Origin of the sequence: Micromonospora sp. NPDC049107 (assembly GCF_040648595.1) — a bacterium.
GTDB lineage: Bacteria > Actinomycetota > Actinomycetes > Mycobacteriales > Micromonosporaceae > Micromonospora.
Genome location: NZ_JBEZEC010000001.1, coordinates 1,071,328 through 1,087,392 on the forward strand (window position 1 = coordinate 1,071,328; position 16,065 = coordinate 1,087,392).

14 protein-coding genes and 1 riboswitch are annotated in these 16,065 nt (G+C 72.9%); of the genes, 6 read left to right on the forward strand and 8 right to left on the reverse strand.

Translation table 11 applies throughout. The features are described from left to right. Window position 1: 1 nt before the first annotated feature. Genes AB0B55_RS04785 through AB0B55_RS04795 form a run of 3 tightly spaced genes read right to left on the reverse strand, consistent with a single transcriptional unit; the run spans window position 2 to window position 3,715 of the window. The gene (locus AB0B55_RS04785; RefSeq protein WP_357170406.1) at window positions 2-895 is read right to left on the reverse strand and encodes an aminoglycoside phosphotransferase family protein; all 894 of its coding nucleotides are present in this window, start codon (window positions 893-895) and stop codon (window positions 2-4) included. Between the two features lie 49 nt (window positions 896-944). Further along, complete coding sequence (locus tag AB0B55_RS04790; protein ID WP_357119042.1) at window positions 945-2,159, reverse strand: MFS transporter; 1,215 nt, start codon at window positions 2,157-2,159, stop codon at window positions 945-947. Further along, on the reverse strand, window positions 2,156-3,715 hold the full coding sequence (locus AB0B55_RS04795; RefSeq protein WP_357170409.1) for an AMP-binding protein: 1,560 nt from the start codon (window positions 3,713-3,715) through the stop codon (window positions 2,156-2,158). Before AB0B55_RS04795 ends, AB0B55_RS04790 begins: the two co-directional genes overlap by 4 nt. A gap of 286 nt (window positions 3,716-4,001) precedes the next feature. On the opposite strand from AB0B55_RS04795, the gene AB0B55_RS04800 reads away from it, so the two are divergent. From AB0B55_RS04800 to AB0B55_RS04825, 6 genes are all read left to right on the forward strand, one after another. Beyond that, window positions 4,002-5,306 (forward strand): SGNH/GDSL hydrolase family protein, encoded by a 1,305-nt coding sequence (locus AB0B55_RS04800; protein ID WP_357170412.1) that lies wholly within the window; start codon window positions 4,002-4,004, stop codon window positions 5,304-5,306. Window positions 5,307-5,372: 66 nt separating this feature from the next. Then, a complete protein-coding gene (locus tag AB0B55_RS04805; RefSeq protein WP_357170415.1) occupies window positions 5,373-6,584 on the forward strand; it encodes a cytochrome P450 in 1,212 nt (403 codons plus the stop codon). A 9-nt stretch (window positions 6,585-6,593) separates the two neighbouring features. After that, the gene (locus AB0B55_RS04810) at window positions 6,594-7,580 is read left to right on the forward strand and encodes an alpha/beta hydrolase (RefSeq protein ID WP_357170418.1); all 987 of its coding nucleotides are present in this window, start codon (window positions 6,594-6,596) and stop codon (window positions 7,578-7,580) included. After that, on the forward strand, window positions 7,573-8,673 hold the full coding sequence (locus AB0B55_RS04815; RefSeq protein WP_357170422.1) for an alpha-hydroxy acid oxidase: 1,101 nt from the start codon (window positions 7,573-7,575) through the stop codon (window positions 8,671-8,673). The genes AB0B55_RS04810 and AB0B55_RS04815 overlap by 8 nt, the downstream gene beginning before the upstream one ends. Before the next feature lie 4 nt (window positions 8,674-8,677). Continuing rightward, window positions 8,678-9,994: a PLP-dependent aminotransferase family protein gene (locus tag AB0B55_RS04820; protein WP_357119024.1), complete on the forward strand. Its 1,317-nt coding sequence runs from the start codon at window positions 8,678-8,680 to the stop codon at window positions 9,992-9,994. After that, window positions 9,994-10,254 carry a hypothetical protein gene (locus tag AB0B55_RS04825; protein ID WP_007460594.1) on the forward strand — a complete coding sequence of 87 codons (261 nt, stop codon included), beginning with the start codon at window positions 9,994-9,996 and terminating at the stop codon, window positions 10,252-10,254. Before AB0B55_RS04820 ends, AB0B55_RS04825 begins: the two co-directional genes overlap by 1 nt. A gap of 186 nt (window positions 10,255-10,440) precedes the next feature. Here the strand turns inward: AB0B55_RS04825 and AB0B55_RS04830 are convergent, their stop codons facing one another. From AB0B55_RS04830 to AB0B55_RS04850, 5 genes are all read right to left on the reverse strand, one after another. After that, window positions 10,441-11,877, reverse strand: a complete 1,437-nt coding sequence (locus AB0B55_RS04830; RefSeq protein ID WP_357119020.1) for a glycine hydroxymethyltransferase — start codon at window positions 11,875-11,877, stop codon at window positions 10,441-10,443. Window positions 11,878-11,895: 18 nt separating this feature from the next. Next, window positions 11,896-11,985: riboswitch (ZMP/ZTP riboswitch) on the reverse strand. Between the two features lie 262 nt (window positions 11,986-12,247). Then, window positions 12,248-12,748 carry a hemerythrin domain-containing protein gene (locus AB0B55_RS04835; RefSeq protein WP_357119014.1) on the reverse strand — a complete coding sequence of 167 codons (501 nt, stop codon included), beginning with the start codon at window positions 12,746-12,748 and terminating at the stop codon, window positions 12,248-12,250. A 93-nt stretch (window positions 12,749-12,841) separates the two neighbouring features. Next, window positions 12,842-13,711 (reverse strand): NAD(P)H-hydrate dehydratase, encoded by an 870-nt coding sequence (locus AB0B55_RS04840; RefSeq protein ID WP_357170427.1) that lies wholly within the window; start codon window positions 13,709-13,711, stop codon window positions 12,842-12,844. Beyond that, window positions 13,695-14,426: a histidine phosphatase family protein gene (locus tag AB0B55_RS04845; protein ID WP_357170431.1), complete on the reverse strand. Its 732-nt coding sequence runs from the start codon at window positions 14,424-14,426 to the stop codon at window positions 13,695-13,697. The genes AB0B55_RS04840 and AB0B55_RS04845 overlap by 17 nt, the downstream gene beginning before the upstream one ends. A gap of 61 nt (window positions 14,427-14,487) precedes the next feature. Next, complete coding sequence (locus tag AB0B55_RS04850) at window positions 14,488-16,047, reverse strand: glycosyltransferase family 39 protein (RefSeq protein ID WP_357170434.1); 1,560 nt, start codon at window positions 16,045-16,047, stop codon at window positions 14,488-14,490. Window positions 16,048-16,065 lie beyond the last annotated feature (18 nt).

Consider the following 16,065-nt stretch of genomic DNA (forward strand, 5'->3'; position numbering starts at 1 on the left):
CTCAGGGGCGCTCGGCGAGCAGTTCGTCGATCACGCGGCGGGAACCGGCGGGGTCGGGACCGTCCAGGGTGATCAACGCCTTCCACAGGGCCCAGCCGCGCCCGCGCGCCCAGGTGCCCGCGTCGACGTCGAGCGCGTTGCGGAAGGCGGCCCGGCTGTCGCCGTGCAGCAGGGTCCAGGCGATCACCGTGTCGCAGGCGGGATCGCCGACGCCGCAGCAGCCGAAGTCGATGACGGCGGCGAGCCGGCCGTCGCGGACCAGCAGATTGGCGTACGCGACGTCGCCGTGGAACCACACCGGCGGGCCCGACCAGGTGGCATCGAGCGCGTCCTGCCAGATGGCGGTGACCGGGTCGACGTCGAGCCGGTCGCGGTGTGTCTCGATCGCCGCCCGGGTCTCGGCGTCGTAGGTGGACAGCGGTCCTCCCCGCCAGAAGCTGTGCGGGCCGGCCGCGGGGCCGTCGGCGGCGTCGACGGCGCGCAGGGCCCGCAGGAAGGCGGCGAGGTCCGTCGCGAACCGGGTCAGGTCGTCGATCCGCTCGGGGCGCGCGGTGTGCCCGTCGATCCAGCGGTACACCGACCAGGGGTACGGGTAGCCCGCTCCCGGCCGGCCCTGGGCCAGCGGCACGGGGATCTCCAACGGGAGGGCTGCGCGGAGCATCGGCAGCCATCGCTGTTCCTTGGCGACCTGAGCTACATACCCCTCGTCGCTGGGCAGCCGCACGGTCATCTCGTCGCCCAGGCGGAAGGTGCGGTTGTCCCAGCCGCCGACCTCGACGGGGCGTACGGGCAGGTCGGCCCAGCACGGGAACTGCTCGGCGACCAGGTGCCGTGCCAACGCGGCGTCGATCAGTGGGGCGGCCGGCTCGTCGGTGTGCGGTGCGGGTGCGCTCATCCGCCCGAGCCTGCGGGCGCCGTTCCCCGTGCGCAACCCAGTTTCGCGGTCAGGACGTGGTGACCGGGGTGGGCCGCGACGGTGTGGTCGTCCGGGCCAGCAGGGGCAGCGCGGTGACTGACAGGCAGGCCGCCGCCATCAGCAGCAGCGCCGGGGTGAGGCCGAACGCGTCCACCGACCAGCCACCGAGGAGCGCGCCGACCGGCAGGCCGACGAAGGCCAGCGAACCGGCGATGCCGAGCACCCGGGTCTGCAGGTCCGGTGGCACCCGCTCGTACAGCGCCACCCCGAGCAGCGGGTTGACCGCCGCGATGCCGATCCCGGACAGGAAGGTCACCACGAGGACGACCGGCAGTTCGTCGCTGATCGCCAGGGCGACCAGTCGGGGTGTGCCGGCGACCGTCGCCCCGATCAGGAACGTCAGCCGGCCGGGCAGCCGGGGCCCGAGCGCGGTGAACGCCACGTTGCCCAGCAGCGCGCCCGCCGAGAAGGCCGCGAGCACGAGCCCGAGCCCGCTCGGACCGTGTAGTTCGCGGGCGACCCAGAACGGGATGTAGACGGCCACGCTCGCGTTGGCCACCATGTTCAGCGCCGAGACGACCACCAGCATGCCCAGCAGCGGCCGGTCCCGACCGAGGTAGCCGAAGCCGTCCCGCAGCGCGCGGAGGTAGCCCACCGGCGCGGCGGGCGTCGCCGGGGCGGCCGGCGGGCGAACCAGGAGACCGATGAGCAGCGCGCAGATCGCGAAGCTGGCCGCGTCGATGAGGATCGCCTGGGTCACCCCGAACGCGGCGATCAGCACACCGCCCACGGCCGCGCCGAACAGCGTCACCACCCGGCTCAACCCGTCGTACGCCGAGGTGAGGCGGATCAGGGGCACCCCGGCGGCCTCGGCGACCGGCCGGAACATGACGTGCTTGACCCGGTCGCCGATGCCGCGCAGCGCCCCGGCCACCGCGACCAGCGCCACCAGGGGAGCGAAGCCCAGCCACGGGGTGAGCGCGACGACGACCATCGCCAGGGCGCTGCCGGCGTCGCAGAGGATCGACGTCCGGCGCAGGCCGATTCGGTCCGCCCAGGGCGTGCCGAGGGCACTGGACAACAGGTACGGAAGTGTCTCGGCGAACGCGACCAGACCCATCTTCGTCGGGCTGCCGGTGGTGACCAGCACCAGCCAGGGGATGGTCACCACCGAGATGCGGGTGCCCAGGTTGGAGATCAGGTCCGCGCCGACCAGGACGACCAACTGCCGGCGGGGGGTCACGCCCCGACCGCCGCCGCCCGCCGCGCGGCGTACTCGGCGCGCAACGCCCGCTTGTCCACCTTGACCGACCGGTTCACCGGTAACCGGTCGACGAACTGCACCCCGACCGGCGCCCACATCTCGTTCAGGTCGGCGGCCACCAGGTCGATCAACTCCGTCGCCGTGACCGTCGCGCCCGGCGCGGGCACCACGTACGCGTACGGCGCCTCGCCGACCTCGTCGTCCGGCACGCCGATCACGGCGGCCGCCCGCACCTGCGGGTGCCCCGCCAGCACGTCCTCGATGGGGCGGCAGAAGATGGCCCAGTTCCGCCGGTGCGTCACGATCATGTCGTGCGCCCGGTCGACCAGGTAGAGGTAGCCGTCCTCGTCGAGGTGGCCGATGTCGCGGGTGCGCACCCAGCCGTCGACGAGCGTCTGCGCGGTCAGCTCGGGCTGCCCGTGGTACCCGGCGAAGCTCAGCCGGCTCCGCACCCACACCTCGCCGTCCTGGCCCGGCGGCAACACCACGCCGTCGTCGTCGCGGATCTCGATCCGCACGTCGCCGTAGGGACGCCCGCAGGAGCGCAGCCGCTCCGGGTGCTCCGGGTCGTCGGTCAGGCCGGGCAGCGCGGTGATCACGACGGCCTCGCTGAGGCCGTACACGATGCGCAGCACCGGGCCGAACCGCGCGATGGCCTGGCGCAGCCGGGCGGGCGCGGCGGGCCCGGCGCCCACGTTGAACATGAACATGGCCGAGAAGTCGGCGTCCACCAGCGTCGGATGGTCCAGCAGCTCGTAGAGCATCGGCGGGGTCACGAAGGTGGAGTTGATCCGCTCCCGTTGCACGGTCGCCACGAACGCCGTCGGCTCCCAGTCGTCGCGCAGGAACAGCACGCCGCCGGTGAACAGGTTGAACAGGGTGGTGATCTGGCCGCTGGCCAACCACATGGGCGAGTGCGACAGGTGCCGCAGCAGCGGGAAGCCGGCGGCGCGGAAGTCGGCCGCGAGGGTGAGGATCTGGGCGTAGAAGCTCTCGGTGTGGTGCACCAGCTTCGGGGCGCCGGTGGTGCCGCTGGTCTGGAGGAACGACTCCGGCGCGGGGACCTCCGTCGTCGGTGGCACGGAACCGCCCGGGTCGGCGGTGAGGTCCGGGCCCGCACCGCCGGGGCCCAGGCAGCACACCGGTACGCCGGGCAGCGCGGCGGCCAGCTCCGGCCCCAGGCTGGCCGGGTCGCGGGCGTCGTAGACCAGGGCGTCGGGGCGGGCCAGCCGGACGAACTCGTCGACCTCCCGGCGGGCGGTGACCGGGGCGACCCACATCGTCCGGCACCCGAGCAGGTGCAGCGCGAGCTGGAGCAGCGGCCCCTCCACAGCGTTGGCCATGGTCACCAGCACCGCCGCGCCCGGCCGTACGCCGTGCCCGGTCAGCGTCGCGGCCATCGCGCGTACCCGCGCGGCGGCCTCGGTGTAGGTCAGGCGGCGGCCACCGCCGACCAGCGCCTCCCGATCGCCGAAGTCGGCGAACAGGTCCAGCGCCCGGTCCACATAGGTCGCGTGCCCGGGTCCGTCAGTCATCCGGCAAACCCCCATCGCAGGAGAGCGGCGGTCTCCGGGTCGGTTTCCCGGTGACGTCGCGGGCGGTGGGCGCGCGTTCGGCGACCGCACCGCCGCCGCCTGCGAGCCTAGGCCGACGGAGACGTGCCGGGACCGGGCCGACGGGCGAAACCGCAGGCCCGGCGGACATTTGATCGCGTCGATCAGTTGATTGACGCCCGTCATCGGCGGCGGCTAGGTTTCTGGACCATCGTCCAGGCGGGAGCCGTCAGCGGACGGCCCTGGGCTGCCACACGATGGAGGTTCCATGTCGACCCCGAAGAGATGGCATGTCGTCACCGCCCTCGCGGCGCTACTGGTCACCGGAACACCCGCCGTCGTCGCCATCGCCGGCGGATCCTCCACCGTCGCCGATCGTCCGGACCGGGGCGAGTGGGCGGGCAGTTGGGCCGCGGCGGTCACCCGGGGCAACTCGGTCGGCCTGACCAACACCGGTCTGAACGACCAGAGCGTCCGGATGGTCGTGCACGTCTCGGTGGGCGGCCCGGCGCTGCGCGTACGACTGAGCAACCTCTACGGCGAACAGTCCGTTCGGGTGGGTCGCGCCACCGTCGCCCGACCGAACACCGCCACCGTCGACGACGTCTCCGACATCGACCCGGCCTCGCTGCGCCCGCTGACCTTCACCGGCGCCGCCTCGGCGACCATGAACCGGGGCGCCGAGCTGCTCAGCGACCCGCTGACCTTCGCCGTCGCCGACGACAGCGACCTGGTGATCACCCTGCACTTCCCGACGCCGACCGGGCCGACCACCTTCCACGGGCAGTCCCAGCAGACCAACTTCATCGGCGCCGGTGACCTGACCGGGGCGGCCGACGGAGCCGGTTTCACCATCCGGCCCAACTGTTGCTGGTTCTTCCTGTCCGGCGTCGACGTGCAGCGCAAGGGCACCCCCGGGGCGCTGGTCGTGCTCGGCGACTCCATCGGGGACAGCAACGGCAGCACCGTCAACGCCAACCGCCGCTGGCCCGACCTGCTCGCCGACCGGCTGCTCGCCGACCGGCCCGACCGTCGCACCCCGGGCGTGCTCAACCTGAGCCTGGCCGGCAACCGCCTCAACCACGAGGGCACCGAGCCGGGCGCGGGCGACTACCCCGGCTACTTCCAGCTCGGCCCGAACGCGGCGGCCCGCCTCAACGAGGACGTCTTCGCCCAGACCGGGGTGCGGACCGTCGTCACCCACCTCGGCATCAACGACATCTGGATGTCCAACGACTCGTCCGAGGCGATCATCGCCACCCTGCGGCAGATCAACCAGCAGCTCCAGCAGCGCGGCCTGACCAGCCTGGTGGCCACGCTGACGCCGTACGAGGGGCACGGCGCGCCAGGTGTGTGGACGCCGGAGAAGGAGGCCACCCGGCAGGCCGTGAACGCGTACCTGCGCGGCAGCCGAGAGTTCGACGGACTGCTCGACTTCGACCGGGTGCTGCGTGACCCGGCCAAGCCCAGCCAACTGCTGCCCGCGTACGACTCGGGTGACCACATCCACCCGAACGACGCCGGCAACAAGGCGATGGCCGACGCCGTGCCGATACGGCTGCTCGGTCTGTGACACCGCCGGGGGCGGCGGGCCACCCCGCCGCCCCCGGAGCACCGACATCCTGGGGAGGAGTACGTCGTGACGGTGCAGGACCTGCTCACCGGCCTCTACAGCGAAGAGGGCCGCCAAAATCCGTACCCGTGGTACGCCCGCCTGCACCGGCTCGGGCCGGTCAGCGCGGTGCCGCCGCGCGCCGAGCACCGCACCGTGGCGGCGGTGGCGGTCGGCTACGACCTGATCGACGCGATGCTGCGCGATCCACGGTGGACCAAACAGCCACCGCCGGGCTGGGAGGAGCACGAGATCCTGCGCACCTTCCAGACGTCGATGATGTTCATCAATCCGCCCGACCACACCCGGATGCGGCACGTCTTCTCGCGTACGTTCACGCCCCGTCGTCTCGGCGCGTTGGAGCCGGTGATCCTGCGCGTCGTCGACGAGCTGCTGGACCGGATGGCCGACGCCGGCGACAGTGTCGTCGACTTCGTGGCCGACTTCGCGTACCCCATTCCGGCGCTGGTCATGGCCGAGTTCATCGGCATCCCGGCGGGGGAGTTGACCTGGTACCGGGATCGGGTGGAGCGTATCGACGAGTTCCTGGACGTGGCCGGCAAGACCCCGCAGCGGCTGGCCGCCGCGAACACCGCAGCGCAGGAGCTGCGGGCGTTCTACCGGGAGCTGCTGGCGCACCGCCGCCGTACGCCCGGCGAGGACCTGATCAGCGCCCTGGTCGAGGCGGTCGGTTCGGGCGAGGTGGAGCTGACCGAGGAGGAGCTGATCAGTAACCTGATCGTGCTGTTCAACGCCAGCTTCGTCACCACCGTCTACATGTTCAGCAACGGCCTGCCGCTGCTGCTGGCCCACCCGGGGGCGGTCACCGCGCTGCCCACCGACGAGGCCCTCGCCGCCGGGTGCGTCGACGAGGTGCTGCGCCTGCAGAGCCCGGTGCACTTCCTCGCCCGGGCCGCGCCCGAGGACACCGTGCTGGCCGGCGTGCCGGTCGCCGAGGGGGACAACGTGCTCATCATCATCGGCGCGGCCAACCGGGACCCGGCGCGGTTCCCCGACCCGGACGTCTTCGACCCGACCCGCGCCGGACCGCCGTCACTGGCCTTCGGGGTGGGCCTGCACTTCTGCCTCGGCGCGGCGGTGTCCCGGCTGGAGGGACGCCTCGCGCTGCCCCGCCTGTTCGCCCGGTTCCCCCGGCTCGCGGTCACCGAGACCCCGACGTACAGCGGCAGCCTCTTCCTGCGCGGCATCGACAAGCTGCTGGTCAGCACCGGCGGATAGGAGATCAGCATGGCCCTGCACCCGCAGGTGGCGGCCTACCGCGCCGCCCGCGCCGCGGCGGGCACGCCGCCGCTGTACACGCAGACCCTCGCCGAGGCGCGCGCCGCGGACCTGGCCGCGATCCGCGCCGGCGGCGGCGCGGTCGAGCAGGTCGCCGAGGTACGCGACGAGCACATTCCCGGTCCGGGTGGTGACCTGCCCATCCGGGTGTACCGGCCGGCCGGGTCGGGTCCGCTGCCCACCCTGCTGTACTTCTTCGGCGGCGGCTGGACCCTCGGCAGCATTGACACCGCCGACGGGATCTGCCGTCGGCTGGCCAACGCGGTGCCCTGTCAGGTGGTGACCGTCGGCTACCGGCTCGCCCCGGAGCACCCCTTCCCGGCCGCCGTGCACGACTGCCACGCCGCGACCGTCTGGATCGCCGAGAACGCCGACCGGTTCGGTGTGGACCCGACGCGGCTGGCGGTGGGCGGGGACAGCGCCGGTGGCAACCTCGCCGCCGCCGTGACCCTGCTCTGCCGCACGGACGGGCCCGCGCTGGCCGCGCAACTGCTCGTCTACCCGAACACCGACATCGGCGGCGACCCGTCCGGCCCGGTCGGCGACGACCCGACCCTGTTCAACCGTCACTCGGTGGCCTGGTACCGCACGCACTACCTCACCGACGCCGAGCAGTCGCGGGACCCGCTGGCGTCACCGCTGCGCGCCGACGACCTGTCCGGCCTGCCGGCGGCCCTGGTGATCACCGCCGAGCTGGACCCGCTGTGCGCCGAGGGGCAGCGCTACGCCGAGCGGTTGGACGCCGCCGGCGTGACCGTCCGTGCCGACCACTACCCGGGCATGATCCACGGGTTCTTCGCCATGCCCGGCGTGTTCACTGACGGCCGGCACGCGCAGGACAGCGCCTCGGCGTTCCTGCGGGACCGGTTCGGTGTGTCGTCGAATCGGGAGGCGGCGCCGGCCCAGCCGGAGGGCACGGGGGTACGCGGTGGTTGAGCGGGTGCTGGCCGACCGGCCGGTGACGTTCGCCGACTACCAGGAACAGGCTCGGGCGGTGCTGGCCCCGGACGTGTGGGACTACGTCGCCGGCGGCGGCGCGGCCGAGGTGACCCTGGCCGCCAACCGCACCGCGCTGGACCGGATCGCCGTGCTGCCCCGGGTGCTGCGCGGCAGGGATGCGGTGGACACCGGCGTACGGCTGCTCGGTGAGCCGTACGCGCTGCCGGTCGGGGTGGCGCCGATGGCCTACCAGCGGCTCGTACACCCGGACGGCGAGGCAGGCCTCGCGACGGCGGCCGGCGCGGCCGGCGTGCCGTTCGTGGCGAGCACGCTGAGCAGCACGCCGATCGAACAGATCACCGCGACCGGCGCCCACGTCTGGTTCCAGCTCTACTGGCTGCGGGACCGGGCCCTGGTCCGCGACCTGCTGGACCGGATCGTGGCAGCGGGCTGCCGTGCCCTGGTCGTCACCGTGGACGTCCCGGTGCTCGGCCGACGCCCCCGCGACCTGCGCAACGCGTTCCGGCTGCCGCCGGACGTGGTCGCCGCGAACCTGCCGTACGGCAGGGACACGCTCGCCCACGCGGGCGTCCCCGGCGTCTCGGCGATCGCCGCGCACACCGACGCGTCGTTCGAGGCGGCCCTGCGCTGGGCGGATCTGGCCTGGCTGCGCGAGCACGTCGACCTGCCGCTGGTCGTCAAGGGGGTGCTGGACCCCCGTGACGCGGTCGAGGCGGTACGGATCGGGGCGGACGCGGTGGTGGTGTCGAACCATGGAGGCCGGCAGTTGGACGGCGCCCCGGCCAGCGTCACCATGCTGCCGGAGGTCGTCGACGCGGTCGGCGACGGTGGTCAGGTGCTGCTGGACAGCGGCATCCGGGGCGGCACCGACGTGCTGCGGGCGCTGGCGCTGGGCGCGGCGGGCGTCCTGGTCGGCCGGCCGCTGCTCTGGGCGCTGGCCGTCGGGGGGCGGCGCGGCGCGCAGGACGCGTTGGCGCTGCTCGCCGCCGAGGTGCGGGACGCGCTCACCCTCGCCGGCTGCGCCGACCCGGCGGCGGCGGCCGGGCTACGGACCCTCCGGACGGGCTGAGCCGGTGGACGCCACCGAACCGGCCGACCTCACCGTCGCCGATCTGCACCCCGCGCTCGGGGACCCGGCGCTGACCTCGATGAACTTCCTCAACGAGGTGTCCGAACGGTATCCGGCGGCGGTGTCGCTCGCGGCCGGCCGCCCGTACGAGGAGTTCCTCGACGTCGCCGCGGTGCACCGGCACCTGGACACGTTCCACCGGCACCTCGTCGACGAGCGGGGGCACTCGCCCGAGCAGGCACGCCGGTTGCTGATGCAGTACGGCCGGACCAAGGGCATCGTGCACCACCTGGTCGCCCGGAACCTCGCCCTCGACGAGGGGATCACGGTCGACCCGGAGACCGTGGTGGTGACCGTCGGGTGTCAGGAGGCCATGTTCCTGGTGCTGCGGGCGTTGCGGACCGGCCCGACGGACGTGCTGCTGGCGGTCGCGCCGACCTATGTCGGGCTGACCGGGGCGGCCCGGCTGGTGGACCTGCCGGTGTGGCCGGTCGCCGGTGGACCGTCCGGGGTGGACCTGGGCGACCTGCGGGCCCAGGCCCGCCGCGCCCGCCAGGCGGGCCTACGGCCCCGCGCCTGCTACGTGATGCCGGACTTCGCCAACCCGTCCGGGACCAGCATCGACGTCGCCGACCGGCAGCGGCTGCTGGCGCTGGCCGCCGAGGAGGACCTGCTGCTGCTGGAAGACAACCCGTACGGGCTGTTCGCCGTCGCCGACGGGCCGCGCCCGCCCACGCTGAAGGCGCTGGACACCGACCGCCGGGTGGTCTACCTCGGCTCCTTCGCCAAGACGGTGCTGCCCGGGGCCCGGGTCGGTTACGTGGTCGCCGACCAGCGGGTGGCCGGACCGGACGGCCGCGTCGGGCCGCTCGCCGACCAACTCGCCATGATCAAGAGCATGGTCACCGTGAACACCTCACCGCTCGCGCAGGCGGTGATCGGTGGGCGGCTGTTGGAGCACGGGTGCAGCCTGGTGCCCGCGAACACCCGGGAGCGGGCCGCGTACGCCCGCAACCTGCGCCACCTGGTGGCCGGCCTGGCCCGGCGTTTCGCGGACCGGCCGGAGGTGCGCTGGACGGTGCCGGCCGGCGGGTTCTTCGTGGTGGTGACCGTGCCGTTCGTCGTCGACGACGCGTTGCTGGACATCTCGGGGCGGGACTACGGCGTGCTGTGGACGCCGATGGCGCACTTCTACGACGACACCGCGCCGGTGCGCGCGCTGCGGCTGTCGGTCAGCGCGGTGACGCCGGAGCAGATCGACGTCGGGTTGGACCGACTCGCCGCCCTCGTCACCGACGAGCTCCTGCGTGGACGGTCATAATGGGCCGCATGGTTGCCTGGGAGTACGCCCTGCTCGTTCGTCGCTATCAGGGACAGGGTCGCAATTTCACCGTCTCGTTCGTCTGGTACGGCCCGGACGGGTCCCGTAAGGACATCACCGCCTACGGCGACACGGCCATCGCGCACCTCAACCGCGCCGGCCGCGAGGGCTGGGAGCTGGTCTCAGCGGCCGAGGACGTCAACAACGTCCAGGGCAGCACCGAAGTCCACCGCTACCACCTAAAACGCCCCCTGAACTAACCCCCACCCTCGCCCCGCGCCCCCCCGCCCCGCCCCGCCCCGCGCCCCCGCCCCCACCCCCGTCCGCGTCGATCATGAAGTTGTGGTGGTGGACGAAGGTCGCCACTCGCCCTGATTCGGGCACCACGACTCCATGATCGACGCGGTCGTCCGCGGCGGGGGTGGGGGTGGGGGGTGGGGAGGCCGTCAGGTTAGGTCGACGGCGGGGTAGAGGGGGTGGGGGGCCAGCAGGTCGGCGGCCTGGCGGGAGATCTTGTCGGCCAGGTCGGCGTCGAGCGTGTACTTCGCCTTGGACGGGGTGCCGTCGGCGTTCGCGCCGGCCGTGGTCTGGGTCAGCACGGTGTGGATCAGCTCCGCCGTCTGGTCCATCTCGGCGGTGCCCAGCCCGCGAGTGGTCAGCGCCGGGGTGCCGATCCGGATGCCGGAGGTGTACCAGGCGCCGTTCGGGTCCTGCGGGACCGAGTTGCGGTTGGTGACGATGCCCGAGTCGAGCAGGGCCTGCTCGGCCTGCCGGCCGGTGAGCCCGTAGCCGGACACGTCGATCAGCACCAGGTGGTTGTCGGTGCCACCGGTGACGAGCTTCGCGCCCCGACGCAGCAGCCCGTCGGCGAGGGCCTGCGAGTTGTCCACGATCCGCTGGGCGTAGTCGGCGAAGTCGGGGCGGCGGGCCTCGGCCAGGGCGACGGCCTTGGCGGCCATCACGTGCGGCAGCGGGCCGCCGAGCACCATCGGGCAGCCCCGGTCCACCTGGTCGGCCAGCTCCGGCTGGCAGAGCACCATGCCGCCGCGCGGGCCGCGCAGCGACTTGTGGGTGGTGGTGGTGACGATGTGCGCGTGCGGCACCGGGTCGAAGTCGCCGGTGAACACCTTGCCGGCCACCAGGCCCGCGAAGTGCGCCATGTCGACCATGAAGGTCGCGCCGACCGAGTCGGCGATCTCCCGCAGGATCCGGAAGTTCACCTTCCGGGGGTACGCCGAGTAGCCGCCGACCAGGATCAGCGGCTTGAACTCGCGGGCGGCCTCGGCCACCCGGTCGTAGTCGATCAGCCCGGTGGCCGGGTCGGTGCCGTAGCTGCGCTGGTCGAACATCTTGCCGGAGATGTTCGGCCGAAAACCGTGGGTGAGGTGGCCGCCGGCGTCCAGGGACATGCCGAGCATCCGCTGGTTGCCCAGCTCGCGGCGCAGCTCGAACCAGTCCGCCTCGGTGAGGTCGTTGACCTGGCGTACCTGGGCCTTCTTCAGGGCGGGGGACTCCACCCGGTCGGCGAGCACCGCCCAGAAGGCGACCAGGTTGGCATCGATGCCCGAGTGCGGCTGCACGTACGCGTGCGCGGCCCCGAACAGCTCCCGGGCGTGCTCGGCGGCGAGCGCCTCGACGGTGTCGACGTTCTGGCAGCCGGCGTAGAAGCGGCGGCCGACGGTGCCCTCGGCGTACTTGTCGCTGAACCAGTTGCCCATCGCCAGCAGCGTCGCCGGGGAGGCGTAGTTCTCGCTGGCGATGAGCTTGAGCGACTCCCGCTGGTCGGTCAGCTCGGCGCCGATGGCGTCGGCCACCCGCGGCTCGACAGCCCGGATCACCTCGAGGGCGCTCCGGAATGCGGTGGACTCGGCGTTGCGCGACATGCGACCTCCTACGAATGTGCGGAAGGCCCAGGCGCACGGCAAACGTCCTCGTGACGGGGCCGCTCCCCGATGGTTCTCCATCCCAACGCGCCAGTAACGGCCCGCGCCGATCCTACCGGGCCGGCGCCGCCCGACCCGGCCGACCCGGCCGACCTCCCGACGCGAGTACGCCGAGGTGATGAGGGGTGACCAGGCCGTCACGGCGGGTTCACTGATCAGCAAGGTGCAGCCGGCCGCCGGGAAGATCATCCCGGACCAGCGCAGGTCCGAGCGGCACCGCCGGATGGCCGAGCCGGGCTCGGGCGACGGAGCCAACGAACCGACGAGGGGCCCGGCGATGTGCCGGGCCCCTCGGTGCGAACGCCTCGCCTCAGGCGGTCACCGCGTCGCGCGCCTTCTTGATCGCCTTCGGCTGGGTGGGGGTACGCGGCGCGTCCGCGCGCAGCGCGATCATCTTCTCGCCGATCTCCTGGAGCTGCTTACGGCCCAACGCCTCGCGGACCTTGGGGAACCACTCCTCCTCTTCCTCCTCGACGTGGTGCGTGACGTTCTCGATCAGCACCGTCGTCTTGGCGGTGAAGCGCTCGTCCTTGGCGTCCATGCTGGCCAGTTCCAGGCAGAGCAGGTCGGCCACGTGGTGCTCCTCGTACGACTCGAGGATGTCGTCCTCCAGGTCGGGCAGGAGCCGGCGGACCTCCGGGTACATCACCTCGTTCTCCAGGTAGGTGTGCACCGTCAGGGCCTCCAGGATCTGGTCCACCAGCTTCTGCCGCTGGCTCGCCGGTCCCTCCTCGGCGTCCTGGAAGGCCTTGAACAGACGGCGCATCTCCTTGTGGTCCTCTTTGAGCAGGACGATGGCATCGGTCGACACCGGTGTGCCCCCTTGTTCGGTAGCTCGGCTGGTGTCGATCCGGTACCCCGAGCCGGAGTGACGAAACAGGCGAACCCGGCTCACCTCGCCTGGTCAGACGGTGGCCAGGGTGCGCGGGATCTCGTCGAGCAGTTCCCGGGCCAGAAAACCGATCCGGCCGTACCGGGGAATCAGCCGCTGGCCGCTCACGGCGTGCGCGAACGCACCCCAGCAGGCGGCCTGCGCCGGGTCGGCGCCCCGGGACAGGAGCCCGGCGAGCAGGCCGGCGAGCACGTCCCCGCTGCCGGACGTGCCGAGGCCGGCGTCGCCGCTCTCCTCCCGCCATCCGCGGCCGTCCGGGGCGGCCACGTGACCGTAGAGCGAGACCACCGCGTCGTACCGTTGCGCCAACTCGGCGGCCTCGGCGCTCAGGTCGTCACCCGGGTCCCGGCCCAGCAGGTGGCCGGCCTCGGTGACGTTGGGGGTGAGCACCACCGGGCGGCCGGAGCCGACCAGCAGCTTCGGCTCGTGGCTGAGCGCGCCCAGCGCGTACGCGTCCAGGACCAGCGGGGTGTCCGGACCGGCCGCCTCCAGGACGAGGTCCAGCAGTCGGGAGGTCTCGTCGATGCCGGTCAACCCCGGACCCAGGGCCACCACGTCGGCCGCGCCGGCCAACTCACCGAGCTGGCCGGCCCGGTCGGCGGCCACCGTGCCGTCGGGCGTCTCCGGCAGCCCCACCACCAGCGCCTCGGGCACCTGGATGCTCAGCGTGGCGGCGGTCGACTCGGCGAGGGCGAGCTGGAGCACCCCGGCGCCGGCGCGCAGCGCGGCCACTCCGGCGAGCAGGACCGCCCCGGGGGTGAAGCGGGAGCCGCCGATCACCAGCACGGTGCCCCGACTCTCCTTGCCCCCGGCCGGCACCGGCAGCGCCCAGTCCCGCAGCAGCGCCGGCGTGATCACCTTTACCTCAGACCGGTTCGGCATGGATCTCGTCCTCCCTGGTCGCCTCGGCGCCCTGCCGGTGCAGGTGGCCGACCTCGTTGAAACCGCCCAGCCGCAGGCGGCCCTGCTCGTCGGCCGACCAGTCGGTGACCGAGCAGTTCGCGATCACGTGTTCGCGGGTCAACGCCATCAGCTCCGGCTCGGTCAATCCCTCGATGAGGTAGCGCAGCAGGAAGACCAGCGCGTCGTGGCCGAACAGCAGCACCCGCTGGCCCTCGTGGTCGCGGCGCAGGTCACCGAGGAGCGTCCGCAGACGCAGCGCCACATCGGTCCAGGCCTCACCGCCGGGCGGTCGGTAGTAGAACTTGCCCAGCCGTTCACGGCGCTTCGCCTCGTCGGGAAACCGCCGGCGCACCCCGTGCCCGGTCAGGCCGTCCAGGATGCCCAGCTCCCGGTCGCGCAGCCGCTCGTCACGGCTCACCGGAATCCCGGTGCCGTGCAGCGCCAGCTTGGCCGTGGAGACCGCCCGCAGGTACGGCGACACCACCGCGACCTCGGGTCGCCGGTCCTCGGGCAGCCCCGCGAGCCAGCGGCCGGTCGCCCGCGCCTGCTCCTCGCCGGTGTCCGAGAGCGGTACGTCGGCGTCGCGGTGGCTCAGGGCGATCACGTCCGCGCCGGCCTCCTCGGCCCGGGTGGCCGCCACGTTCGCGGTGCTCTCCCCGTGCCGGATGATCCAGAGCGTCGACAGTTCCGCCATGCCGACCCCGGTACCCGGGCGCGGCACGGGGTAACCGTGCCGCGCCGGGCCGGGCGTCGACTCAGCCGCGCCGTTGCAGCAGGGCCACGGTCATCCCGGTCACGTGGTCGACCCGGACCACCTCGTAGCGCTCGGTGAGCACGGCGGACTGCTTCTTTGGCAGGCTGGCCAGCGGCGTGTCGGTGACCGCCGGCAGCAGCACCCACAGTCGCGGCTCGTCGTGCAGACAACGGGCGGGGTTGGTGCAGGCCGCGTTGAAGAGTTCATTGCGTTGGGCTGCGGAACGCTGCTCGAAGACGTTGCGCAGCTTCACGTCCTTGGGAAGGTAGTACCGAACCCCGTCCTCGGCCGCCCACCACCAGGCGCCACCGGCCACCAGCCCGTCGCCGGGTTGGTAACCGGACTCGACCACCCGCGCCGCCTCGGAGTACCCGAACGGCGCGAACGCCCGCTTCTGCGGATAGGTGTACCAGCTGTGCGAGTACTCGGCGCGCAGTGCGAGCTGGCCGGGCACGCTCAGGCCGGCGAGCACCACCAGACCCACCACGACCAGCGGGACGCGGCGCAACGCGGCGACGCCCGCGCCGGCGAGCACCGCCCAGGCCGGCAGGACGAAGAGCAGGTACTTGGAGAAGAAGTAGTTGATGTCGCCGGTGGAGGCCAGCAGGACAACCGGCAGCGGCACGGCGGCGATGAGCGCGAACATGACGGTCCGAGCGGCGGTGCCGCGGCGCAGGTGGGTCAGCACACCGACCACGGCCAGCGCGGTGACGGCGAAGGCCAGCAACACCGAGCCGAGGACCTGTTCCCAGACCGTCCAGGGCGCGCTGTCCGGGATCCAGCTGATCTGCCGGCCCGCCTGCTTCATGCCGCGCAGGATCACCGGGGCGGCGATGCCCACGCCGGCCAACGCGGCGAGCCCGAACCAGACCACCGACCACCAACGACGCTCCCGCCAGCAGTGGATCAGCACGGCCAGGCCGTGCCCGATCAGCAGGGTGAGCCCCACCACATTCACCAGGCCGATACCGGCCACGGCGAGCGTGTAGGGCGCCCACCGCAGCCACCCCGGCCGCTCCAAGGCCCGGAGCAGGAACAGCGTGGCCGCGGCGGCGGCGAGGACGACGAAGGCGTACGACCGGGTCTCCTGCCCGAAACGGGTGACCGTGGGCACGAGGGCGAAGGTGAACCCGCCGGCGATCCCGGCTGTCTGGCCGAAGATCCGTCGCCCGGCCAGCGCCACGCACGCGGTGGCCAGGATCATGGCCAGCGCCGACGGCACCCGCACGCTGGTCGGCCCGCTGCCGAAGACGGTTGCCCAGCCGTGCATGAACAGGTAGTACGCGCCGTGCACGGCGTCGACGTTCTTCAGCATGCTCAGGATCTGGCTGGTGGAGCGGTTCGCCAGGTCGATGCTGACCAGCTCGTCCTGCCACATCTCCGGGCTGCCGAGTCGCCAGCCGACCGCGAGGGCCGCGAATGCCGTCGGCCAGAACCAGACACTGAGCGCCAGCCGGCGGGCGAACGGAAGTCGCCGGCGGGCCGGCTCGGCGGCCGGCGGGGGCGAGCCCACGTCGTTCTGCGCCTGAGGCGCATCCGTGATGACGGCACGGTCTGGCATCTGCGTCCAATCCGGGGG